Raw genomic sequence first — 21,529 nt, 5'->3', positions numbered from 1 at the left:
CTATTACCTATTACAGCTCAGGGGGCGGGCGGCGATGCCGGACATAGGGATCAGCGAGCTTGTGCGGATGTGGATCGACGGCTGGATCGTGTCCCGGGGCGCCGCGGACCCGGTCGCGGAACCGTGGGGATGGACGATCGACGTCGGACAACCCCGACACGTCGCCCGGCACGTGCTGCCGGAGCCCACCGAGGCCGACGTGCGCAAGATCGTCGCCGGAACGAGCGCGCCCGGGACGTGGCTGAAGCTGTTCGCCGAGGACGAGGCGGTCCTGCCCTGGCTCGGGCCGGGCTGGAAAAGCGACGTTCCCGGCTTCCTGATGACCCGCCCGCTGGCGCCGGAGCCTCACGAGGCGCCGGCCGGTTACACGCTCACCAGCTGGGCCCGGGGCGGCGTCATCCGCGTGCTGGTCCGCACGCAGGCCGGGCACTTCGCCGCCCGTGGGCAGATCGCCCTGGTGGGCACCCATGCCGTGGCCGACCAGATCGAGACCGCCACCGACCACCGGCGCAAGGGGCTCGGCAGCCTGGTGATGCGCACGCTGCAGAGCACCGCGTACGAAGCCGGCGCGAGGACCGGCCTCCTGGTCGGCACGCCCGAGGGCCGGGCGCTCTACTCCTCGCTGGGCTGGGCCACGCGCTCCCCGATGGCCAGCCTCTGGTACGAGCCGTCGGAGGCCGCCCGCTGACCTACGCGGCGCCGTTCCGTTCCCCGTGCCGCGAGATCAGAGCGGCGCCTGGTCGAGTCCGCTGATCCGGCGCAGCATGTCCAGGAACCGGGCCCGCTCGTCCGGGTTCAGCGGGGCCAGCAGTTCCGCGTTGGCCCGGTCGCCCGCTGCCGTGCACTCCTCCAGGCGGCGGCGCCCCGCCGCCGTCAGGCTTACCGCGTTCTTGCGGCGGTCCTTCGGGTCCGGGGCGCGGACGATCAGGGACTCCTGCTGAAGGTCGTTCAGGATGCCGACCAGGTCCTTCGGGTCGAGCGCGACCGCGCGGCCCAGGTCGGCCTGGGCCACCGGTTCCAGGTCCTCGGCCGCCGCGAGCACCACGTGGTGCCACATCTTCATGCCGTGCCCGGCCAGCGCATCCGCCACCAAGGACCGGCCGCGGGCCGCCGCCCGGCCCAGGAGCCAGCTCGGGAGCGGGTGGATGCGGCTCGGAGCCGTCGTGGCTGCTGCCTTGTCTGCCATGCCTCGCATCGTATCCAGGAATCGTTGGACTTCCCCACGACTTTGAGCTTACCGTTGGGATTCCCAACGAAGCCGGTCGGTCGGAGGTCATCGCCATGCGGCGCATGCGGTATGAACACAGCGGCGGGCCCGAGGTGTTGTTCGAGGAGGACGCGCCCGTGCCCACGCCCGGACCCGGCGAACTCCTCGTCAAGGTCCAGGCGGTCGGCGTCACCCTGCCGGTCGTGCGAAAGGTCCGCGAGAGCCGGGAGCCCATCCCGCTCGGCGGCGAAATCGCCGGGGAGGTGGCGGCGCTGGGGGACGGCGCGAGCGCGCACACCGTGGGCGACCGCGTCACCGGCCTCTGCTTCGGGCACGCGTACGCCGAGTACGCCCTGCTGAACCAGACGATGGCGTCCGCCATCCCCGCCGGGGCCACCGCCCAGGACGCCGTCGCGCTCGTCCGCAGCGGCGCCATCGCGCTCGGGGTCCTGGAGGCCGCCCGGCCCGAGAAGGGCGAGTCGGTCCTCGTCACGGCCGCCGCGAGCGGGGTCGGGCACCTGGCTCTCCAGTTCGCCCGGCTCCGGGGCGCGTCCCGGGTCGTGGCGGCCGTGGGCGATCCGGCGAAGGCGGACTTCGTACGGTCGCTGGGGGCCGACGAGGTGGTGACGTACACCGACGAGAGCTGGGGCGAGCCCTGCGACATCGTCCTGGACGCGGTCGGCGGCGATCTCCTTCCCCGGGCCGTCCGCGCACTCGCCCCCGGTGGCCGGCTCGTCGCCTACAGCTCGGGCGGCGGCACGATCGAGGCGTACGACCTCCTCGTCGGCGGCACGTCGGTCATCGGCTTCCAGGTGGCGCACATCGCCAGGACCCGGCCCGCGCTCTACGCCCAATGGATCGCCGAACTGTGGGCGCTGCACGCCGAGGGCAGCCTGCGCCCCGCCGTCCACGCGGCCCACCCGCTCGCCGACGCGGCCCTCGCGCACGCCGCGATCGAGAACAGGACCAACCGGGGCAAGGTCGTCCTCACGGTCCCGTGAGATCTCGCCGCACGCCGGCCGGTCGGGAAATCCGTTGCGGCGGAACAGGCGGATGCGGCAATACTCCGCCATGAGCAGAGACGCCGAGGTCATCGTGCTCGCCCGCCGGGCGCACGAAGTGATGGAGCCCCTGACCAGGGACGATTCGGAACGAACGTGGCGGGGCCGCTTCGTTCCGATAGTGGGGCACTGGGACTACGGGATCGGGTGGGCCCTGGAACTGGACAAGGTACGTGCCCGCAAGGGCCTGCTCAGGCACCTGGAGTCGCTGCCGTGGCCGGATCCGCTGACGGTGCAGGTCCTTCTGCGCGACCAGGACGACGACTGCTTCGGGCTGTGGATGTTCCAGGAGGGCCGGCTCGTGGAGGTCGCCCTCCCGCGCACCGAGCGCTTCCACATGCCGGCACCGCCCGACGAGTACTTCGAACCCGACCCCGGCATGCTGCTGCGCACGGACGGGCACGAGTTCCTGCCCGAGCAGACCCCGGAGGCGCTCCGCGACACCCGCCCGCCCTGGTGAGCCGCGCGCGAGAAGGCCGGCTCGCCGCCAGAACGCCCCCTACTCCGCATGCTCCTTCAGGAACGCCCCCGCGTGGGCCGCCGCCTCCTCCTTCGTCGGGAACGCGCGCCCCGCGTCGTCCGTACCGTCGGCGCCCCGGCCCGACCAGCACCAGCCCCCCGGCACCTCGTCCCAGCTCAACTCGACCCTCCCGCCGAACAGTTCCAGCGTGCTCGCCTCGCGCCGCCTCCCCACCGCGTCCGGCCACTTCTTGCGGGCGCCCTGCCGCGTGATCCCCCAGGCCGCCCCCAGCCGCTCGTAGCTCGCCCCGTACGAGCCGGCCGTCCCGGCGGCTATCGCGGTCAGCCGCTTGACCTCCTCGTCCACGACCTTCCACGCGGCCAGGACGGACAGCGACACCTCCACCGGCTCCGCCGCCCACATGCGGTCCGGCGGCAGCCCTGTCGCCCGCGCCTGGAGCGACGCGGCCACCGGGTTCAGCGCCTCCAGCAGCGCCGCGTCCAGCGCCACCCGGTCCACGTCCTGACCCGTCACCGCGTTCTCGATCTCCCCAGAGTTCCCCATGTCTCGTAACTTTAGTTGTCGAGACGTGATTCGACAACCCTTGTTGTCAGATTCCTCGCCCTCTACCTCACGCGCCTGCCCCGCCACAACTCACGGCCGGGCGCCGGAATCCGGCGCCTACGCTTGCCACCATGCCCATCCCACCCGCATATGCCCTCGTCGCCACGGACCTCGACGGCACCCTCCTGCGCGGCGACGACACCGTCAGCCCCCGCACCCGCGCCTCGCTCGCCCTGGCCCGAGCGGCCGGCGCCCGCCACCTGGTCGTCACCGGGCGGCCCGTGCCCGGCGTGCGGGAGCTGCTGGACGGGCTCGGGTACGAAGGGCTGGCCGTCTGCGGGCAGGGCACGCAGGTGTACGACGCCGGGGCCCGGCGCACCGTGCGGGCGGTCACGCTCGACCGGGAGGCGGCCGGGACCGCGCTCGGGAAGATCGAGGCCCAGGTGGGCCAGGTCTTCGCCGCCGTCGACCAGGACGGGGCCGAGGGGCGCACGCTCATCGAGCCCGGCTACCGGCTGCCGCACGCCACGCTGCCCGCGCAGCGGACCCGGCACCGGGACGAGCTGTGGACCGAGCCGGTGATCAAGGTGCTCATCCGGCACCCCGAGCTGAGCGACGAGGCGCTGACCGCCGAGGCCCGGGCGGTCGTCGGGGACCTCGCCACGGTGACGCACTCCGGTCCCGGGACCGTCGAGCTCCAGCCGTACGGCATCGACAAGGGCGCCGGGATCGCGCTCGCCGCCGAGGAGTTGGGCGTGGACCCGCGCACGGCGATCGCGTTCGGCGACATGCCCAACGACCTGCCGATGTTCCGCAGCTGCGGCTACGGGGTCGCCATGGGCAACGCCCACCCGGAGCTGCGCGCGGCGGCCGACGAGGTGACGCTGTCCAACGAGGACGACGGCATAGCGGTCGTCCTCGAACGGCTCTTCGGCTGAGGTGCCGGTCCGCCCGACGCCGCCGGGGCAACCCTGTGGCCGCGTGCGCGGTCATACCGGCATGGCCTCCCCTCTGATCCTGCGCGGCCGTGGCATCACGGCCCACTTCGACGACCGGTCGGTTCTGCTGGAGAAGGACGGCGCCCTCCGGCGCGTTCCGGTGCGGGCGATCCGGGAGGTGCGAGCGGGAGGAGCGGGCGGCGACACGGTCGAGATCGAGCTGACCAGCGCCGGCGGCGATCCCGCCGTCTTCGTGGTGTCCCGGGCCTCACCGGCCGCCGTGGCGGCCTTCGTCACGGCGGTGACCGCCGCGCTGCCGGAGGAACGCGCCCCCCGCGACGGCATGGAGCTGGTGACCGAGGAGGCGCCCGAGGCCCCGGCCTGGCGTCTGCTCCTGGCCCGACGCACCGGAGCGGTCGTGGCGGCCGGGTGCGCGGTGGCCGTCTGGGCGGCCCTCGTGGTCCACGCCGCGGCGACGGGAGGGCCCGGCCGGTGGCTCATGCCGGTCTTCGGGGCGCCCCTGCTGCTGGCCGTGGGCCGCTTCGCGCAGCTGGGCGCCGGCATCGCGCGGGACCACCGGTCCACCCGGCGTCACGGCATCACGGTCGCGGCGGACTTCGCGGGCCGGAACAACGCGCACAAGGAGACCTGGCGGTTCACCGACGCGGAGGGCCGGGAGCGCCTCTACGTCGGGAGCGGAAGGGTGGTCAGCCGCGACCCGCGCAGGATCGAGGTGCGCTACGACCCGCGCCGCCCCGACGAGCCGTACGCCCCTCAGCCCACGATCCTGTACGTGGTCGTCGGACTCGTCGTGGGTCCCATGCTGGCGGGCGTCCTGACCCTGGGCCTGGGGCTCACCTTCTGGCCGCTCACCGAGGCGCTCACCGGCTAGTGCCGCACTAGACCGTCGCCCCCAGCGCCCGCAGCACGTGGTCCACCAGCTTCCCCACGTCCTCCGCGTCCTGCATCGGCTTTCGGAGCACATGGCGGTAGTACAGGGGGCCGTAGAGCATCTCCACCGCGAGGTCGAGGTCCGCGTCCGGGGGGATCTGGCCCCGGTCCTGGGCGCTGCGCAGCCGGCCGACCGCCTCCTGGAAGCGGGGGTCGATGAGCCGCGTGCGAACCGTTTCGGCCAGTTGGTCGTCGTGGTGGAGTTCCGAGAGGATGCCCGCGTAGGCGGGGCCGAACGGGGGTACGGCGAGGACGTTCACCGCGCCCGTGAGGTGGGTGCGCAGGTCCCTCGCGATGTCGCCGGTGTCCACGAACGGGGTCGCCGACACCAGCATCTCCGTGAAGGCTTCCAGCAGCACCGCGCTCTTCGACGGCCACCAGCGGTAGATCGTCTTCTTGCTCACGCCCGCCCGCGCCGCGATCGCCTCGACCGTGACCCGCCCGTAGCCCCTCTCCGTACAGAGGTCGAGGGCGGCTTGCAGGGTCGCCCTGCGTGAGCTCTCGCTCCGGCGCAGTGAACTCGGCGATGTGTTCATTCGGTGAGCATAGGTCTGTTTGAGCCAAACCTTATTGACAGCGCGTCGCCACAAGTCGAACAATGCTTTCGCGGAAACGGAACGTACCGTGTCGGCTCGTTCCTTCGGTTTCCGCGCCGTTCGTGCCGTTCGTGCCGCGACGAGCCGATCGGGGGACGGCTCGCCGGCCGACGGTACGGGCGCGGCTCCCGGTCAGGCGGTGATGTCCTTCGCCGTGAACCGGGCCCAGGCCGCAGAGCCGAACACCGCCGCGTACAGCGCCTGGAGCTCCAGGTTCTTGACCACCTCGGTCCAGTAGACGGGCTCGCGCAACAGGTCCGCGAAGGACAGCCAGTAGTGCGGGAAGAGGTAGGGGTGGACCCCGCTCAGCTGGGGGATGGTGTCCACGATCTGGACGGTGATCAGCACCCCGACCGTCGCCGCCATGGCCGCGATCCCGCTGTTCGTGAGGGTCGAGACGAACAGTCCGAGCGCCGCGAAGCCGGTCAGGGACGCCGCCACGAACACCGCGACGACCCCCGCCCGTACCAGGCCCTCGCCGAAGCCGATCGTCGTCCCCGAGATCGTCGTGACGTCCCCCACCGGGAACAGCAGCGCGCCCACGGCCAGTGCGGACGCCGCCACGACGAGCGTCGCGACCAGGCAGAAGGCGAGCGTGGCGGCGTACTTGGCGAGCAGCAGCCGGGTCCGGCCGGCCGGGGCGACCAGCAGATAGCGCAGGGTGCCCGCGTTGGCCTCGCCCGCGACCGCGTCGCCCGCGATCACGCCGACGGCCATGGGCAGGAAGACCGGGAGCGTCGCGGCGAGCGCGGCGAAGACCAGGAAGAGCCCGTTGTTGGTCACCTGCGACAGGAACGCGGGCCCGCCTTCCCCGCCGCCGGGCCCGGCCGGGGAGCCGTCCGCCGTCTCGATGCGCACGGCGATCCCGATCAGGACGGGAACGGCGGCCAGCACACCGAGCAGGGCGAGGGTGCGCCAGCGGCGCAGGGTGGTGAACAGCTCGGAGCGGAGGATGCCGAACGTCCACAGGGGGCTGCGGGCGGCGTCCGCGCGGACGGGCCCCTCGGCTCCCGGACGGACGGCCCCTGCGCGGGCGGCCTCCGCGGCCGGCTCCCCGGCGGCCCCGGCCGCCCCCTCAGCTCGCGACATCGAATCCCTCTCCCGTCAGGGCCACGAACGCGTCCTCCAGCGACGCCCGTTCCACGCCGAACGCGCGCACCCGGACGCCCGCCCGCACCAGCGCCGCGTTGAGGTCGGCCGGCTCCACCGTGCCCGGCGGGGCGTCGGCGCGGACCCGGTCCCCGTCCACCGTGACGCCCGTGACGCCGTGCTCCTTCAGCACCCGCGCCGCGTCCGCCGGGTCCGGTGTGGTGACGGCGAGCCGGCCGCCCGTGGCCAGGCCCGCGACCGGGCCCTGGGTGAGGAGGCGGCCCCGGGCCATCACCGCGGCGTGCGTGCAGACCTGCTCGATCTCGTCCAGGAGATGGGAGGACAGGAAGACCGTGGTGCCGTCCGCCGCCAGCTCCCGGACCAGGGCGCGGATCTCGCGCATGCCCTGCGGGTCCAGGCCGTTGGTCGGCTCGTCCAGGACGAGCAGCCGGCGCGGCCTGAGCAGCGCGGCGGCGAGGCCGAGGCGCTGCTTCATGCCCAGCGAGTAGGCCCGCGCCTTCTTCCCGGCCGCCGGGGCGAGCCCGACCCGCTCCAGCGCCTCGCCGACCCGGGCGGCGCGGGTGCGCGGATCGGCGGTGGGGTCGGCCCGGTCGAACCGCAGGAGGTTGTCCCGGCCGCTCAGGAACCCGTACAGCGCGGGTCCCTCGATCAGCGCGCCGACCTCGGGGAGGACGGTGCGCGAGGCGTCCGGCATGGGGCGGCCGAGGACGCTCGCGGTGCCGGAGGTCGGGGCGATGAGGCCCATCAGCATCCGGATGGTGGTGGTCTTGCCGGAGCCGTTGGGCCCGAGGAAGCCGAAGACGCTGCCGCCGGGGACGGTGAGGTCCAGGCCGTCCACGGCGAGCTGGCCGCCCCGGTAGCGCTTGGTCAGCCCGCGCGTCTCGATGACGGGCACTGCCATGGTGTGCTCCCCACTGGGTCGTACGCTCGCGCCCGCCCCGCCGCGAAGCACACGGCGGGGCGGGCGGGGCACCTGGGCGTCAGCCCGCGTTCGCGGCGGCGACCAGCGCGTCCTTCGTGACCGCGCCCACGTAGACGCGGCCGTCGTCCGTCATCAGCGCGTTGATCAGGCGGGTCTTGAAGACCGTGCCCGAGCCGAACTTCCCGCTGACCTTGTCACCGAGCGCGTCCAGGAACTGCCCGGCCTCCGCCGGGAGGTCCTTCGACGCCTCGGACGGCAGGGCCGCGCCGCCGGGGGTCTTGAAGGCGGCGATGCTGTTCCAGCCCTTGCCGATGATCTTCGGGGCGACGGCGCCCTCCGCGTCCCCGGACGTGACCAGGTCGCGCCGCGCCTTCTCGGCGGCCTCGCGGGCCTCCTTCCCGTGGCCCTTGGCCCCGGCGTCGTCGGCCTCGGTGACCTTCGCGCCCTTGGGCGGGGTGAAGGCGAACGAGGAAGCGGCGGGCTTCCCGAAGTCGACCGAGGTGAAACCGGCGTCCACGACCGCCTTGCCGCCGCTGCTGGGCTGCAGCATGAACTTCAGCGGCACGCCGTTCTCCGCGTCCACGGCGATGGTGACGGACCCGACCGTGGAGCCCTTCTGCTCGGGCTTCAGGACCAGGCGGTACGCGTCGCGCCCGGCGACCCGCGCGGTGCCGTCCACCGTGACGGACGTGGTGCCGTCGGCGGCCTTCAGCGCCTCCTCGGCGAGCTCCTTCGGCGTGGACGGGACGCCCTCGGGGGCGGCCCGGTCCTTGCCGTGGGGGGCCTCGCCCTCGCCCTCGGCGTGGTAGACCGCGTTGGAGCCGCTGTCGTACGCCCAGACGTCGTCGCCGTTGTGGACCAGGCTGTACTCGGACGCCTTGTCCAGGACGGACAGGCGCTGCTTGTCGGGGCCGTCGGCGGCCACCCGGAGGGTGTGCGTGCCGGAGGCGAGTTCGGTGAGCTTGGTCTGCGGGTCGGCGCTCGACGTGTCCTCGCCGCCGTCGCCGCCCCCGGCCGCGCCGGACAGGAACGAGCCGGCCAGGCCGCCCATGGACGGGATGCCGAGGTCCGTGCTGATCTTCACCGTGCCGGAGAACTGCTCGGTGTCCGAGGCGGCGATCTTCTCGATGAGTTCCTGAGCGGTGATCTTCGGCAGATCGGGGTCGCCCGAGCTGGCGAGCGCCGGGACGAGGCCGATCGTCGCCGCCGCCACCCCCGCCACCGCTACGGGGACGATGTAACGCGCGGCCTTGCGGCGGCCGGCGGGCCTCCGGGCGGCCGTGCCGCCGGTCTCCGCGCTGTCGTTCGGTGCCATGTGTGCCCTACCTCCGTGGTCGGCGGCTTCCGTCGGGATGCACTCGTCCACTCCGTGCCGCCATTCTCACCCGTTTTGGTCAGGAGTGGTTGTTCTCCATCTGACCAAATCGGGCGGCCCGAAGCGTCAGCCCCCGGGAGCAACCTCGCGTACCTCTTCGGTATGACTGCGGACGGCCGTTTCTCCGCCGTCCAGTAGGGGTTGGGCCGTCAGGGACCCGAGGCCCCGTCAGCCGGCGCGGTGGACCACCGCGTCGCACATCTCTTCCAGGGCGAGCTTCGCGTAACACTCGGGCAGCGGCTTCAGCACGGCCCGCGCCTCCTGGGCGTACCGGACGGTGTCGCGGCGGGCCTGGGCCAGCGCCGGGTGGGCGCGCAGCCGGCGGAGCGCCTCGGCGAGCCGGTCCGGGTCGGCGAGGTCGCCGTCGAGCAGTTCCACGAGGGCCAGGTCGTCCGGCTTGCCGTCCGCCGCGGCCTGGGCCCGGAGGTGGAGGACGGGGAGGGTCGGGATGCCCTCCAGGAGATCGGTGCCGGGGGTCTTGCCGGACTCGTGGGAGTCCGACGCGATGTCCAGGACGTCGTCGGCGAGCTGGAAGGCGACGCCGAGCCGTTCACCGTACTGGGTGAGGATGTCCACCGCGGACTCGTCGGCGCCGGCCATCAGCGCGCCGAACCGGCAGGCGACGGCGATCAGGGAGCCGGTCTTGCCGCGCATCACTTCGAGGTAGTGGTCGACCGGGTCGCGGCCGTCGCGCGGGCCCGCGGTCTCCAGGATCTGGCCGGTGACCAGGCGCTCGAACGCCTCCGCCTGGATGCGGACGGCCTCCGGGCCGAGGTCGGCCAGGATGTGCGAGGCGCGCGCGAAGAGGAAGTCGCCGGTGAGTACGGCGACCGAGTTGCCCCAGCGGGAATTGGCGCTGTCGACGCCGCGCCGCACATCGGCCTCGTCCATGACGTCGTCGTGGTACAGCGTCGCGAGGTGGGTCAGCTCGACCACGACGGCCGCGGGCACCACGCCCGGTGCGTCGGCGTCACCGAACTGGGCGGCGAGCATCGCGAGCAGCGGCCGGAACCGCTTGCCGCCCGCGCGCACCAGGTGCTGGGCGGCTTCCGTGATGAAGGGCACGTCGCTCTTGGTGGCATCGAGCAGGCCCGACTCGACAGCAGCCAAACCGGCCTGGACACCGGCTTCAAGAGCCTGGTCCCGCACGCTCAGTCCGAACGGCCCGACGACGGTCACGAGGGGATCTCCTGTCTGCTGACGATCACACGGAATGTCGATGTGTCGTTGTCACCACTCAAGTCAGCGTATCCGGTCCCCTTTGGATCACCGTGGGCGCCTTCCCGCCACCGCCGGTATGTTCGGGATCAGCTCATACGATCAGGAGTTGCCGCTTTGTCCCACGCCGCAGCAGACACCGAACCGGCGCAGCCGCCCCCGGCCGACGACCACGCCTTCTTCGGCCAGCCCCGGGGTCTGATGACCCTGTCCGGCCTGGAGGTCTGGGAGCGGTTCTCCTTCCTGGGCATGCAGGCGATCCTGGTCCTCTACTTCGCGGACACGGTCGCCCACGGCGGCATGGGCATGGAGGCCGGGACGGCCGCGTCCGTCTCGGCCGCGTACGGCACGCTCGTCTATCTGGTGTCGGTGGCGGGCGGCTGGCTGGCCGACCGCATCCTGGGCTCGTACCGGGCGGTGCTCTACGGGGGCGTCCTGATCGCCTGCGGGCATTACGCCATGGCGGTGCCCACCGACGCGATGACGTGGGTCGGCCTGGGTCTGATCAGTGCCGGTACGGGGCTGCTGAAGCCCAACGTGGCGACGATGGTCGGCAAGCTCTACCGCACGGACGACGAGCGGCGGGACGCGGGCTTCGCCCTCTATTACATGGGCATCAACATCGGCGCGTTCCTCGGTCCGCTGATCACCGGCTGGCTCGGTGACCACGCGAGCTGGCACTGGGGGTTCTCGGCCGCCGCCTTCGGCATGACGCTGGGCCTCATCCAGTACGTGGCGGGCCGCCGTCACCTGGCCGGGCGAAAGCACGCCGCCGAATTCGCCCTGGCCCCCGGGCCGATGCGGCGGGCGGTCCTGCTCATCGTCGTCGGGGCCGTGGTGGTGGCGGCCGTCGCCACTGCGCTGGCCCTGGCCGGGTGGCTGACCATGGACCGGTTCGTGGACGTGCTCACCCTGATCTCGGTGATCGCGCCCGTCGTCTACTTCGCGGTGATGTTCCGCAGCCCCCGGGTCACCGCCGACGAGCGCGGCAGGCTGCGCCCGTACGTGGTGCTGTTCCTGGCGTCCGTGGTGTTCAACTTCATCCTCTTCCAGGCGTACTCGACGATGATGCTGCTCGCGTCGACCAACGCCCGTACCGAGATCTTCGGCTTCCACTTCCCGGCGAGCTGGTACGCCTCCGCGCTCGGCGCCTTCGAGGTGCTGCTCGCCCCGGTGGTCGCGGCCGTCTGGGCGAGGATGGGGCCGCGTCAGCCGCACGCGTCCAACAAGATCGCGATCGGAGTGATCCTCGGCGGTCTCTCGTTCCTGCTGATGGTCCTGCCCACCTCCGGGCACACCGGCGACACCTACAAGATGGCCGCCTGGTGGATCGTCGGCTCCTATCTGCTGCTGGGTCTCGGCGACATCCTGCTGGAGACCTCCGGCATGTCGGCGACGACCAAGCTCGCCCCGCGGGCGTTCGCCAGCCAGACCATGGCCCTCTGGTTCCTCTCGCTGGCCCTCGCCAACGGCATCCAGGCCCAGATCGTGAAGCTGTACGGCGAGGTGTCCAACCCCGCCTACTTCGGTGTCAACGGCGCCGTGGCGGTGGTGGCCGGTGTGGCCGTCATCGCCGCCGCCCCCTGGCTCAGGCGCACGATGCACCCCGTCCACTGAGGTACGCCCATGCACATCCAGACCGCGTTCCCGTACGAGACGACCCGCGAGGACCTCTACATCCCGCTGTCGGACGGCACCCAGCTGTACGCCCGGATCTGGCGGCCGGTCACGGACGAACCCGTGCCCGCCCTGCTGGAGTACCTGCCGTACCGGCTGAGCGACTGGACCGCGCCGCGCGACTGGCAGCGCCACCCCTGGTACGCCGGACACGGCTACGCCTCCGTCCGGGTGGACGTGCGCGGGCACGGCAACAGCGAGGGCATGCCGGGCGACGAGTACGACGCGACGGAACTGGCGGACGGGGTCGCCGTCGTCCACTGGCTGGCGCAGCAGGAGTGGTGCTCCGGCCGGGTCGGCATGTTCGGCATCTCCTGGGGCGGCTTCAACTCCCTCCAGATCGCCGCGCTGGCCCCGGAGCCGCTGAAGGCGGTCGTCACCGTGTGCTCGGCGGACGACCGCTACGACAACGACGTCCACTACATGGGCGGCTCGGTCCTCGCGGTGGACATGCACGCCTGGGCGGCGACCATGCTCGCCTTCGTCTGCCGGCCGCCCGACCCGGCGGACGTCGGCGACGACTGGCGGCAGATGTGGCTGGACCGGCTCGAAGCCGTGGACCCCTTCATCCACACCTGGCTCTCCCACCAGACCCGGGACGACTACTGGAAGCACGGCAGCGTCTGCGAGGACTACTCCGCGATCAAGGCGAACGTCCTCGCGGTCGGCGGCTGGCACGACCCGTACCGCGACACCGTCCTCCGGCTGGTCGAGCACCTGGACCCGGCGAAGGTGCGCGGGATCATCGGCCCCTGGTCGCACCAGTACCCCGACCGGGGGCTGCCGCCCGGACCGGGCATCGGCTTCCTCCAGGAGACCCTGCGCTGGTGGGACCAGCACCTGAAGGACGAGGACACCGGGGTGATGGCGGAGCCGCTGCTGCGGTCCTGGATCAGCGAGTCGCACCGGCCCGCCACGGTGTACGAGACGCTGCCCGGCCGCTGGGTCGGCGAGACCAGCTGGCCGTCGGAGAACGTCACCCCGGTCGCGTACGCCCTCCAGGGCGGGCCGCAGATCGTCCACTCGCCGCAGCAGACCGGGCTGGACGCCGGGCGGTTCTTCCCCTTCGGCAACGACGCCGACCTGCCGCCGGACCAGCGCGACGAGGACGCCAAGTCGCTCTGCTTCGAATTCCCGGTCGCCGACGCGCCGATCGAGATCCTGGGCAGACCCCGGGTGAGCCTGCGCATCACGATGGACGTGCCGCGCGGCCAGGCCGTCGTCCGGCTCTGCGACGTCGCCCCCGACGGCTCCTCCACCCTCGTCACGCGCGGCGCCCTCAACCTCGCCGCCCGGGGCGGCCGCGACCGCACCGAGGACTGGACCCCCGGCGCCACCGAGGACGTGACCTTCGAGCTGAACGGCATCGGGCACACCTTCCCGCCCGGCCACCGCATCCGGCTCGCCGTCTCGTCCTCGTACTGGCCCTGGATCTGGCCGCAGGCGGGCTCGGCCGGCTTCACCCTGGAGGCGGACGGCAGCCTCCTCGAACTCCCGGTGCGGCGGCACACCGAGGACCCCGCCATCCGCTTCGAGGAGCCCGAGCAGTCCGAACCGCTGGGCGTGGTGTACCCGGAGACGCTGGACGCGCCGCGCCCCGAACGGCTCGTCGTCCGCGATGTCGCGAAGGGCGAGTGGCGGCTGGAGGTGGACCCGCGCTACGGCGGCACGCGCGTCTACCCGGACGGGCTGGAGTTCACCGAGGACGCGGTGGAGACGTACACGATCCAGGAGGGCGACCCGCTCTCCGCGCGGACCCGGTCCGACTGGACGATCCGGCTGCACCGGCCGGAGATGTCCTGGGACGTGCAGATCGACACCCGCTCGGAGATCACCGCCGACGCGGACGACTTCCACACCGTCAACGAGGTCGTCTGCACCGAGGGCGGCGAGGTCGTCTTCCACCGGACCTGGGAGAAGAGCATTCCGCGCACTTCCGGGTGACAGCACAAGTGAGGCGTACTTTCCGGGGCATTGGGGATGGTTGGGGCACTGCCCCGCGGCAGTCCTCCCGACGTAACGTTGTCCCCAAGCGACCCGGAAAGCGAGGCAGCGACCGATGCCCGAGCAGAGCAGTCCGCTCGATGTGGCCGAGGGCGACCCCTTCGGCCCGCACAACCTGCCGTACGGCGTGTTCTCCACCCCCGACCGCCCGGGCGAGCGGCGCGTCGGCGTCCGCATCGGCGACCACGTCCTGGACGCCGGGGCCGCCGCGCTCGCCCTCGGTTCGCCCTACGCCCGGCTGCTGGCCCAGCCGGACCTGATGGCCCTGCTCTCGGCCGGGCGCACCGCCTGGCGCGATGTGCGCCGGGCCCTGACCGCGTGGGTCACGGTCCCCGCACACCGCGCGGACATGGAGCCGCTGCTGCACCCGCTGCACGCGGTCACGCTGCACCTGCCCTACCAGGTCGCGGACTACGTCGACTTCTACGCGAGCGAGCACCACGCCACCAACGTGGGCCGGATCTTCCGGCCCGACGCGGACGCGCCGCTCACCCCCAACTGGAAGCACCTCCCGATCGGTTACCACGGCCGCGCCGGGACCGTCGTGGTCTCCGGCACCGATGTGGTCCGCCCGGCGGGCCAGCGCAAGGCACCGGCCGACCCGGCGCCCGTCTTCGGCCCGTCCGTGAAGCTCGACATCGAGGCGGAGGTCGGCTTCGTCGTCGGCACCCCGTCCGAACAGGGCAGGCCCGTCGCCCTCACGGACTTCCGCGAGCACGTCTTCGGGCTCTCGCTGCTCAACGACTGGTCGGCGCGCGACATCCAGGCGTGGGAGTACGTCCCGCTCGGCCCGTTCCTCGGCAAGTCCTTCGCGACCTCCGTCTCCGCCTGGGTCACCCCGCTGGAGGCCCTGGACGCCGCCCGCACCGCCCCGCCCGCCCGCGACCTCCCCGTCCTCCCCTATCTGGAGGACGCGGACGAGGACGAGCCCGGCGGCTACGACCTGCGGATCTCCGTCGCGGTCAACGGGCACGTCGTCGCGGAGCCGCCGTTCTCCACGATGTACTGGACGGCCGCCCAGCAGCTCGCCCAGATGACGGTCAACGGCGCCTCGCTGCGCACCGGCGACCTCTACGCCTCCGGCACGGTCAGCGGCCCCGAGCCGTCCCAGCGCGGCTGCCTCCTCGAGCTCACCTGGAACGGCCGCGATCCGCTGGACCTGCCCGGGGGCGAGCGGACCTTCCTGGAGGACGGCGACACGGTGACGATCACCGCCTGGGCCCCGGGGCCGGACGGCACCCGGGTGGGGCTGGGCGAGGTGTCGGGGCGGGTCGTGGCCGCGGGGTGAGCGGGGGGCGTGAGGGGGCGGTCAAGGGCGCGTGAGTCGCTCACACGTTCAGGGGAGCCGCTTCCGGTTCCCGGCGGATACGCTGGACGGACCCGCCAGACTCCGGCTCATGGGAGCACTGATGAGCGTCGAACCCGAGGCCCCCGAGCCGCGGTGGGCGGTTCCGCCCGTGGGCGGCTGGACCGCCGATGACCTGGACACACTCCCGAATCTGCCTCCGCATACGGAGCTGATCGACGGGAGCCTTGTTTTCGTGAGTCCGCAGACCGTGTTCCACGAGCGCGCGATCGACTACCTCAAGTGGCAGCTGCAGTCGGTCGCCCCTCCGGATCTGGAGATCTTCCGCGAGTTCACCATCGACGTCGACTTCCAGAACCGGCCCGAACCCGATGTGGTCGTCGTGCGCGCCGACGCCGTCGAGAGTCTGCGGCAGACCCGGTTCCCCGCGAGCAGCGTGCTGCTGGCCATCGAGGTCGTGTCCGACGAGTCCGTCACCCGCGACCGGGAGACCAAGCCCGTGAAGTACGCGCGGGCGAAGATCCCGCACTACTGGCGGGTGGAGAACCAGGACGGCCGCCCGGTGGTGTACGTCTTCGAGCTGGAGCCCGCGACCGGCGCCTACACCTCCACCGGGATCTTCCACGACCGCATGAAGGTGTCCGCGCCCTTCCCGGTCGAGCTGGACCTGGCCGCGATCGTCTCGCGGCGGCGGGCGGCGGACCCGCAGTAGATCCGCCGCGCCACCCGCCCGGCTCACTCGTACTCCGGGGGCTCCTCGTCCCAGCCGAACTCCGTGTCGTCGGGGGCGGCGGGCGCGGGCTTCTCGGCAGGGGCCGGGGCGGCTGCCGTCGGGGCTGCCCGGGGCGTGGCCTCCGGGGCGGCCGCGTCGAGCTCTGCCAGGACTTCCAGCACCCCCTCCCCGTACGTCGCCAGCTTCTTCTCGCCCAGGCCGCTGATGCCGCCCAGCTCGCCCAGCGTCGTCGGGCGGACCGTGGCGATCTCGCGCAGGGTGGCGTCGTGGAAGATCACGTAGGCCGGGAGGCCCAGTTCCTTGGCCTGGGCGGCTCGCCAGGCGCGCAGGGTCTCGAAGACGGGGACGGCCGCCTCGGGGAGGTCGGCGGCGGCCGCCGCCTTGGGCTTGCGCTCGCCCCGGGCGGAGGAGGACCGGGCGGTCGTCGGCTTCTTCGGCTCCTTGCGGAGCTGGACCTCGCGCTCACGGCCCAGGACCGCGCCGCTCGTCTCCGTGAGGACCAGCGTGCCGTACTCGCCCTCGACGGCGATCAGGCCCTGGGCCAGGAGCTGGCGGACCACGCCGCGCCACTCCGCCTCGGCCAGCTCCTCACCGATGCCGAACACCGACAGCTGGTCGTGGTCGAACTGGATGACCTTGGCCGTGCGGCGGCCGAGCAGGATGTCGATGATCTGGCCCGCGCCGAACTTCTGGCCGCGCTCCCGCTTCAGCCGGACCACCGTGGACAGCAGCTTCTGCGCGGCCACCGTGCCGTCCCAGGTCTCCGGCGGGGTGAGGCAGGTGTCGCAGTTGCCGCAGGACGCGGCCGTGGGCTCCTGGCCGAAGTACGTGAGGAGCTGGGCACGGCGGCACTGGGCGGTCTCGCACAGGGCGAGCATGGAGTCCAGGTGCGAGGCGGCCCGGCGGCGGAAGGACTCGTCGCCCTCGCCGCCCTGGATGAGCTTGCGCTGCTGGACGACGTCCTGGAGGCCGTACGCCATCCACGCGGTGGACGGGGCGCCGTCGCGGCCGGCCCGCCCGGTCTCCTGGTAGTAGCCCTCGACGGACTTCGGCAGGTCCAGATGGGCGACGAACCGGACGTCCGGCTTGTCGATGCCCATGCCGAAGGCGATCGTCGCGACGACGACCAGGCCCTCCTCGCGCAGGAAGCGGGACTGGTGGGCCGCGCGGGTCCCGGCGTCGAGCCCCGCGTGGTACGGGACGGCCTCGATGCCGTTGCGGCAGAGGAATTCGGCGGTCTTCTCCGTGGACGCGCGGGAGAGGCAGTAGACGATGCCCGCGTCCCCGGCGTGCTCCTCCTTGAGGAAGGCGAGCAGCTGCTTCTTCGGGTCGGCCTTGCCCACGATCCGGTACTGGATGTTGGGCCGGTCGAAGCTGGCCACGAAGTGCTTGGCGTCGGGCATGCCGAGCCGCTGGGTGATCTCGCGGTGCGTGGCGTCCGTCGCCGTGGCCGTCAGGGCGATGCGCGGCACGTCGGGCCAGCGCTCGCCGAGGACGGACAGGGCGAGGTAGTCGGGGCGGAAGTCGTGGCCCCACTGGGCGACGCAGTGCGCCTCGTCGATCGCGAAGACGGAGACCTCGCCCCGGGCCAGCAGCGCGAGCGTGGAGTCCAGCCGCAGCCGCTCCGGGGCCAGGTAGAGGAGGTCCAGCTCGCCCGCGACGAACTGGGCCTCCATCGAGCGGCGCTCGTCGAAGTCCTGCGTGGAGTTGATGAAACCGGCCCGCACGCCGAGCGCCCGCAGCGCGTCGACCTGGTCCTGCATGAGGGCGATCAGCGGGGAGATCACGACGCCGGTGCCCCGCCGGACCAGGGCCGGGATCTGGTAGCAGAGGGACTTGCCGCCACCGGTGGGCATCAGCACGACGGCGTCCCCGCCGGCCACCACGTGGTCGACGATCGCCTCCTGCTCGCCGCGGAACGCCTCGTAACCGAAGACGCGGTGCAGCGTGCGCCGCGCCTCGCTCTCGGTCGCGGCGGCCCCGCCCGTGCTCACTTCCGTGGTCATGCCCGTCACGCCCGTCCCGCTCATCGCTCTGTCCCCCGATACCGGTCCCGCTGCGTCCCAGCGCTCTCCCCTGCCACGATAGGCGCCGCCTGTGACAACGCCGGACGGGCTTGACTTCCCGAGGGAAGGCCAAGCCCGTCCGGCGTTGCCGTCTAGCCGCTTCCGGCTACCTCACGAACGTGCCCGCCTGGCCCGCCAGGTCCAGGAAGTACTGCGGGGCCACGCCCAGCACCACGGTCACGGCCACGCCGATCGCGATCGTGGCCATCGTCAGCGGGGACGGGACGGCGACCGTGGGGCCGTCCGCCTTCGGCTCGCTGAAGAACATCAGCACGATGACCCGGATGTAGAAGAACGCGGCGATCGCCGAGGAGATCACACCGACCACGACCAGGCCGCCCGCGCCACCGTCCGCCGCCGCCTTGAACACCGCGAACTTCCCGGAGAAGCCCGAGGTCAGCGGGATACCGGCGAAGGCCAGCAGGAACACCGCGAAGACCGCGGCGACCAGCGGCGAGCGGCGGCCGAGCCCGGCCCACTTCGACAGGTGCGTCGCCTCGCCGCCCGCGTCCCGCACCAGCGTGACGACGGCGAAGGCGCCGACCGTCACGAAGGAGTACGTGCCGAGGTAGAAGAGGACCGACGAGATGCCGTCCGGGGTGGCCGCGATCACACCGGCCAGGATGAACCCGGCGTGCGCGATCGAGGAGTAGGCCAGCAGTCGCTTGATGTCGGTCTGGGTGATCGCGACGACCGCGCCGCCCACCATCGTGACGATCGCGACGCCCCACATGACCGGCCGCAGGTCCCAGGTGAGCCCCGGCAGCACCACGTACAGCAGGCGCAGCAGCGCGCCGAACGCGGCGACCTTCGTGGCGGCGGCCATGAAGCCGGTGACCGGGGTCGGCGCGCCCTGGTAGACGTCCGGGGTCCACATGTGGAACGGCACGGCGCCGACCTTGAAGAGCAGGCCGGTCAGGATCATCGCGCCGCCGATGAGCAGCAGCGCGTCGTTGCCCATGGTGCCGGCGAGCGCCGGGTCGATCTTCTGGATCGTGCCGTCGACCACGGTCGCGATCTGCGCGTACGAGACGGAGCCCGCGTACCCGTAGAGGAGGGCGATCCCGAACAGCAGGAACGCCGAGGAGAACGCGCCGAGCAGGAAGTACTTCACGGCCGACTCCTGCGACATCAGCCGCTTGCGGCGGGCGACGGCGCACAGGAGGTACAGCGGGAGGGAGAAGACCTCCAGGGCCACGAACAGCGTCAGCAGGTCGTTGGCCGCCGGGAAGACCAGCATGCCCGCCACCGAGAAGAGGACGAGCGGGAAGACCTCGGTGGTGGTGAACCCGGCCCTGACCGCGGCCTTCTCGCTGTCGCTGCCGGGCACCGACGCGGCCTGCGCGGCGAAGGAGTCCACGCGGTTGCCGTGGGACTCGGGGTCGAGCCGCCGCTCGGCGAACGTGAAGACCGCGACCAGGGACGTCAGCAGGATGACGCCCTGGAGGAACAGGGACGGTCCGTCGACCGCGATGGCGCCCATCGCGGCGATGTGCGCCTTGGTCGTCCCGTAACCGCCGGCCGCGAGGCCGACCACCGCGGCGAACGCGGCGACCAGCGCGACGACGGTCAGGAACACCTGGGTGTGGTACCGGGCCCGGCGCGGCACGAACGCCTCGACCAGGATGCCGACGACCGCGACGCCGATCACGATCAGGACCGGCATGAGCTGGGTGTACTCGATGACCGGGGCGGTGAACTTCTCGTCCGGGGCGGCGGATGTCACCCCGCCCGCCGTCGTCCACAGGCTGTGGACAGCTGTTGCGCTCACTTGGCGGCCTCCACCTCGGGCTGGGGGTCCTTCTTCTGTACGTCCGACATGGTGTGCCGCACCGCCGGGTTGACGATGTCCGTCAGGGGCTTCGGGTAGACCCCCAGGAAGAGCAGCAGCGCGATCAGCGGGACGACCACCACGAGCTCACGGGCCTTGAGGTCCGCCATGCCCTGCACCTCGGCCTTGACCGGGCCGGTCATGGTGCGCTGGTAGAGGACCAGGACGTAGATCGCGGCGAGCACGATGCCGGTGGTGGCGATGATGCCGACCGCCGGATACGCGGCGAACGCGCCGACCAGGACCAGGAACTCGCTGACGAACGGGGCGAGCCCCGGCAGCGACAGCGTGGCCAGGCCGCCGATCAGGAAGGTGCCGGCCAGGACCGGGGCCACCTTCTGCACCCCGCCGTAGTCGGCGATGAGGCGCGAGCCGCGCCGGCTGATCAGGAAGCCCGCGACCAGCATCAGCGCGGCCGTCGAGATGCCGTGGTTGACCATGTACAGCGTCGCGCCGGACTGGCCCTGGCTGGTCATCGCGAAGATGCCCAGGATGATGAAGCCGAAGTGCGAGATGGACGCGTAGGCGATCAGCCGCTTGATGTCGCGCTGGCCGACCGCGAGCAGCGCCCCGTACACGATGCTGATCAGCGCCAGGACCAGGATCACCGGCGTCGCCCACTTGCTGGCCTCCGGGAAGAGCTGGAGGCAGAAGCGGAGCATCGCGAACGTGCCGACCTTGTCCACCACGGCGGTGATCAGCACGGCGACCGGCGCCGTCGCCTCACCCATGGCGTTGGGCAGCCAGGTGTGCAGCGGCCACAGCGGGGCCTTCACCGCGAAGGCGAAGAAGAACCCGAGGAACAGCCACCGCTCGGTGCTGGTCGCCATGGAGAACGTGCCGTTGGCCCGGGCCTCGGCGATCTCGGAGAGCGAGAACGAACCCGCGACCACGTACAGGCCGATCACCGCGGCCAGCATGACGAGGCCGCCGACCAGGTTGTAGAGGAGGAACTTCACGGCGGCGTACGAGCGCTGCGCCGCCGCGTTCTCGTCGCTGCCGGTGTGCGCCCGGTCCCCGAAGCCGCCGATGAGGAAGTACATCGGGATGAGCATGGCTTCGAACAGGATGTAGAAGAGGAAGACGTCGGTGGCCTCGAAGGAGAGGATCACCATCGCTTCGACCATCAGGATCAGGGCGAAGAAGCCCTGGGTGGGGCGCCAGCGCGAGGAGTTCGTCTCCAGGGGGTCGGCGTCGTGCCAGCCGGCCAGGATGACGAACGGGATCAGCAGGGCGGTGAGCGCCATGAGCGCCACGCCGATGCCGTCGACGCCCAGTTCGTAGCGGACGCCGAAGTCCTCGATCCAGGCGTGCGATTCGGTGAGCTGGAAGCGGTCGCCGCCGGGCTCGAAGCGGGCGAGCGCGATGCCCGCCAGGACGAGCGTGGCCAGCGAGAAGAGCAGCGCCAGCCATTTGGCGGCGGTGCGCCGGGCGGCCGGGACGGCGGCGGTGGCCACCGCGCCGATCGCCGGGAGCGCCGCCGTCGCTGTCAGGAGGGGAAAGGACATGT

The 21,529-nt window shown here is 72.2% G+C and carries 19 protein-coding genes; 9 read left to right on the top strand and 10 right to left on the bottom strand.

Annotated elements, in window-relative coordinates:
• Nucleotides 1-34: 34 nt before the first annotated feature.
• Nucleotides 35-688, top strand: a complete 654-nt coding sequence (locus ACFUJY_RS12080; protein WP_383297892.1) for a GNAT family N-acetyltransferase — start codon at nt 35-37, stop codon at nt 686-688.
• Between the two features lie 36 nt (nt 689-724).
• On the opposite strand, the gene ACFUJY_RS12075 is transcribed toward ACFUJY_RS12080, so the two are convergent.
• Complete coding sequence (locus ACFUJY_RS12075) at nt 725-1,195, bottom strand: MarR family winged helix-turn-helix transcriptional regulator (RefSeq protein ID WP_383297891.1); 471 nt, start codon at nt 1,193-1,195, stop codon at nt 725-727.
• 86 nt (nt 1,196-1,281) lie between these two features.
• On the opposite strand from ACFUJY_RS12075, the gene ACFUJY_RS12070 reads away from it, so the two are divergent.
• Both ACFUJY_RS12070 and ACFUJY_RS12065 read left to right on the top strand, forming a co-directional pair.
• The gene (locus tag ACFUJY_RS12070; protein WP_383297890.1) at nt 1,282-2,208 is read left to right on the top strand and encodes a zinc-binding alcohol dehydrogenase family protein; all 927 of its coding nucleotides are present in this window, start codon (nt 1,282-1,284) and stop codon (nt 2,206-2,208) included.
• 70 nt (nt 2,209-2,278) lie between these two features.
• On the top strand, nt 2,279-2,728 hold the full coding sequence (locus tag ACFUJY_RS12065; RefSeq protein ID WP_383297888.1) for a hypothetical protein: 450 nt from the start codon (nt 2,279-2,281) through the stop codon (nt 2,726-2,728).
• A 39-nt stretch (nt 2,729-2,767) separates the two neighbouring features.
• On the opposite strand, the gene ACFUJY_RS12060 is transcribed toward ACFUJY_RS12065, so the two are convergent.
• A complete protein-coding gene (locus tag ACFUJY_RS12060) occupies nt 2,768-3,292 on the bottom strand; it encodes a hypothetical protein (protein WP_383297886.1) in 525 nt (174 codons plus the stop codon).
• Nucleotides 3,293-3,423: 131 nt separating this feature from the next.
• On the opposite strand from ACFUJY_RS12060, the gene ACFUJY_RS12055 reads away from it, so the two are divergent.
• Together ACFUJY_RS12055 and ACFUJY_RS12050 are read left to right on the top strand one after the other, a co-directional pair.
• Nucleotides 3,424-4,230, top strand: coding sequence for an HAD family hydrolase (locus ACFUJY_RS12055; protein ID WP_383297885.1), 807 nt, complete (start codon nt 3,424-3,426; stop codon nt 4,228-4,230).
• 61 nt (nt 4,231-4,291) lie between these two features.
• Nucleotides 4,292-5,122 carry a hypothetical protein gene (locus tag ACFUJY_RS12050; RefSeq protein WP_383297883.1) on the top strand — a complete coding sequence of 277 codons (831 nt, stop codon included), beginning with the start codon at nt 4,292-4,294 and terminating at the stop codon, nt 5,120-5,122.
• A gap of 7 nt (nt 5,123-5,129) precedes the next feature.
• Here ACFUJY_RS12050 and ACFUJY_RS12045 read toward each other — a convergent pair whose 3' ends face one another.
• The 5 genes from ACFUJY_RS12045 to ACFUJY_RS12025 all read right to left on the bottom strand — a co-directional run bounded on the left by ACFUJY_RS12045 (nt 5,130) and on the right by ACFUJY_RS12025 (nt 10,363).
• A complete protein-coding gene (locus ACFUJY_RS12045) occupies nt 5,130-5,717 on the bottom strand; it encodes a TetR/AcrR family transcriptional regulator (protein WP_383297881.1) in 588 nt (195 codons plus the stop codon).
• 192 nt (nt 5,718-5,909) lie between these two features.
• Nucleotides 5,910-6,866 carry an ABC transporter permease gene (locus ACFUJY_RS12040; protein ID WP_383297880.1) on the bottom strand — a complete coding sequence of 319 codons (957 nt, stop codon included), beginning with the start codon at nt 6,864-6,866 and terminating at the stop codon, nt 5,910-5,912.
• A complete protein-coding gene (locus tag ACFUJY_RS12035; RefSeq protein WP_383297878.1) occupies nt 6,853-7,788 on the bottom strand; it encodes an ATP-binding cassette domain-containing protein in 936 nt (311 codons plus the stop codon). Before ACFUJY_RS12035 ends, ACFUJY_RS12040 begins: the two co-directional genes overlap by 14 nt.
• A 79-nt stretch (nt 7,789-7,867) precedes the next feature.
• On the bottom strand, nt 7,868-9,124 hold the full coding sequence (locus ACFUJY_RS12030) for an outer membrane lipoprotein carrier protein LolA (RefSeq protein WP_383297876.1): 1,257 nt from the start codon (nt 9,122-9,124) through the stop codon (nt 7,868-7,870).
• Nucleotides 9,125-9,352: 228 nt separating this feature from the next.
• Complete coding sequence (locus ACFUJY_RS12025) at nt 9,353-10,363, bottom strand: polyprenyl synthetase family protein (RefSeq protein WP_383297874.1); 1,011 nt, start codon at nt 10,361-10,363, stop codon at nt 9,353-9,355.
• A gap of 156 nt (nt 10,364-10,519) precedes the next feature.
• Here ACFUJY_RS12025 and ACFUJY_RS12020 point away from each other — a divergent pair, with 156 nt between their 5' ends.
• The 4 genes from ACFUJY_RS12020 to ACFUJY_RS12005 all read left to right on the top strand — a co-directional run bounded on the left by ACFUJY_RS12020 (nt 10,520) and on the right by ACFUJY_RS12005 (nt 16,101).
• Nucleotides 10,520-12,019: a peptide MFS transporter gene (locus ACFUJY_RS12020; RefSeq protein WP_383297873.1), complete on the top strand. Its 1,500-nt coding sequence runs from the start codon at nt 10,520-10,522 to the stop codon at nt 12,017-12,019.
• Nucleotides 12,020-12,028: 9 nt separating this feature from the next.
• On the top strand, nt 12,029-14,023 hold the full coding sequence (locus ACFUJY_RS12015) for a CocE/NonD family hydrolase (RefSeq protein ID WP_383297871.1): 1,995 nt from the start codon (nt 12,029-12,031) through the stop codon (nt 14,021-14,023).
• Nucleotides 14,024-14,138: 115 nt separating this feature from the next.
• Nucleotides 14,139-15,371: a fumarylacetoacetase gene (gene fahA, locus ACFUJY_RS12010; protein ID WP_383297870.1), complete on the top strand. Its 1,233-nt coding sequence runs from the start codon at nt 14,139-14,141 to the stop codon at nt 15,369-15,371.
• Nucleotides 15,372-15,492: 121 nt separating this feature from the next.
• Nucleotides 15,493-16,101, top strand: coding sequence for a Uma2 family endonuclease (locus ACFUJY_RS12005; RefSeq protein WP_383297868.1), 609 nt, complete (start codon nt 15,493-15,495; stop codon nt 16,099-16,101).
• 23 nt (nt 16,102-16,124) lie between these two features.
• Here ACFUJY_RS12005 and recQ read toward each other — a convergent pair whose 3' ends face one another.
• The 3 genes from recQ to ACFUJY_RS11990 all read right to left on the bottom strand — a co-directional run bounded on the left by recQ (nt 16,125) and on the right by ACFUJY_RS11990 (nt 21,527).
• Nucleotides 16,125-18,152: a DNA helicase RecQ gene (gene recQ, locus ACFUJY_RS12000; protein WP_383297867.1), complete on the bottom strand. Its 2,028-nt coding sequence runs from the start codon at nt 18,150-18,152 to the stop codon at nt 16,125-16,127.
• Nucleotides 18,153-18,294: 142 nt separating this feature from the next.
• The gene (gene nuoN, locus ACFUJY_RS11995; RefSeq protein WP_383297866.1) at nt 18,295-19,959 is read right to left on the bottom strand and encodes an NADH-quinone oxidoreductase subunit NuoN; all 1,665 of its coding nucleotides are present in this window, start codon (nt 19,957-19,959) and stop codon (nt 18,295-18,297) included.
• Nucleotides 19,956-21,527 carry an NADH-quinone oxidoreductase subunit M gene (locus ACFUJY_RS11990; RefSeq protein ID WP_383297864.1) on the bottom strand — a complete coding sequence of 524 codons (1,572 nt, stop codon included), beginning with the start codon at nt 21,525-21,527 and terminating at the stop codon, nt 19,956-19,958. Before ACFUJY_RS11990 ends, nuoN begins: the two co-directional genes overlap by 4 nt.
• Between the last annotated feature and the right edge of the window lie 2 nt (nt 21,528-21,529).

This window comes from Streptomyces sp. NPDC057249, from assembly GCF_042669245.1.
GTDB lineage: Bacteria > Actinomycetota > Actinomycetes > Streptomycetales > Streptomycetaceae > Streptomyces.
This window is presented reverse-complemented; position numbering and strand designations above follow the sequence as displayed.

Excerpts from the sequence above, each read along its gene's own strand:
- ACFUJY_RS12065 (WP_383297888.1), top strand. The coding sequence starts at position 2,279 with ATGAGCAGAGACGCCGAGGTCATCGTGCTCGCCCGCCGGGCGCACGAA.
- recQ (WP_383297867.1), bottom strand. The coding sequence starts at position 18,152 with ATGAGCGGGACGGGCGTGACGGGCATGACCACGGAAGTGAGCACGGGC.
- ACFUJY_RS12070 (WP_383297890.1), top strand. The coding sequence starts at position 1,282 with ATGCGGCGCATGCGGTATGAACACAGCGGCGGGCCCGAGGTGTTGTTC.
- ACFUJY_RS11990 (WP_383297864.1), bottom strand. The coding sequence starts at position 21,527 with ATGTCCTTTCCCCTCCTGACAGCGACGGCGGCGCTCCCGGCGATCGGC.
- ACFUJY_RS12040 (WP_383297880.1), bottom strand. The coding sequence starts at position 6,866 with ATGTCGCGAGCTGAGGGGGCGGCCGGGGCCGCCGGGGAGCCGGCCGCG.
- ACFUJY_RS12035 (WP_383297878.1), bottom strand. The coding sequence starts at position 7,788 with ATGGCAGTGCCCGTCATCGAGACGCGCGGGCTGACCAAGCGCTACCGG.
- ACFUJY_RS12005 (WP_383297868.1), top strand. The coding sequence starts at position 15,493 with ATGAGCGTCGAACCCGAGGCCCCCGAGCCGCGGTGGGCGGTTCCGCCC.
- fahA (WP_383297870.1), top strand. The coding sequence starts at position 14,139 with ATGCCCGAGCAGAGCAGTCCGCTCGATGTGGCCGAGGGCGACCCCTTC.
- ACFUJY_RS12055 (WP_383297885.1), top strand. The coding sequence starts at position 3,424 with ATGCCCATCCCACCCGCATATGCCCTCGTCGCCACGGACCTCGACGGC.
- ACFUJY_RS12080 (WP_383297892.1), top strand. The coding sequence starts at position 35 with ATGCCGGACATAGGGATCAGCGAGCTTGTGCGGATGTGGATCGACGGC.
- ACFUJY_RS12045 (WP_383297881.1), bottom strand. The coding sequence starts at position 5,717 with ATGAACACATCGCCGAGTTCACTGCGCCGGAGCGAGAGCTCACGCAGG.
- ACFUJY_RS12015 (WP_383297871.1), top strand. The coding sequence starts at position 12,029 with ATGCACATCCAGACCGCGTTCCCGTACGAGACGACCCGCGAGGACCTC.
- ACFUJY_RS12050 (WP_383297883.1), top strand. The coding sequence starts at position 4,292 with ATGGCCTCCCCTCTGATCCTGCGCGGCCGTGGCATCACGGCCCACTTC.
- ACFUJY_RS12060 (WP_383297886.1), bottom strand. The coding sequence starts at position 3,292 with ATGGGGAACTCTGGGGAGATCGAGAACGCGGTGACGGGTCAGGACGTG.
- ACFUJY_RS12030 (WP_383297876.1), bottom strand. The coding sequence starts at position 9,124 with ATGGCACCGAACGACAGCGCGGAGACCGGCGGCACGGCCGCCCGGAGG.
- ACFUJY_RS12075 (WP_383297891.1), bottom strand. The coding sequence starts at position 1,195 with ATGCGAGGCATGGCAGACAAGGCAGCAGCCACGACGGCTCCGAGCCGC.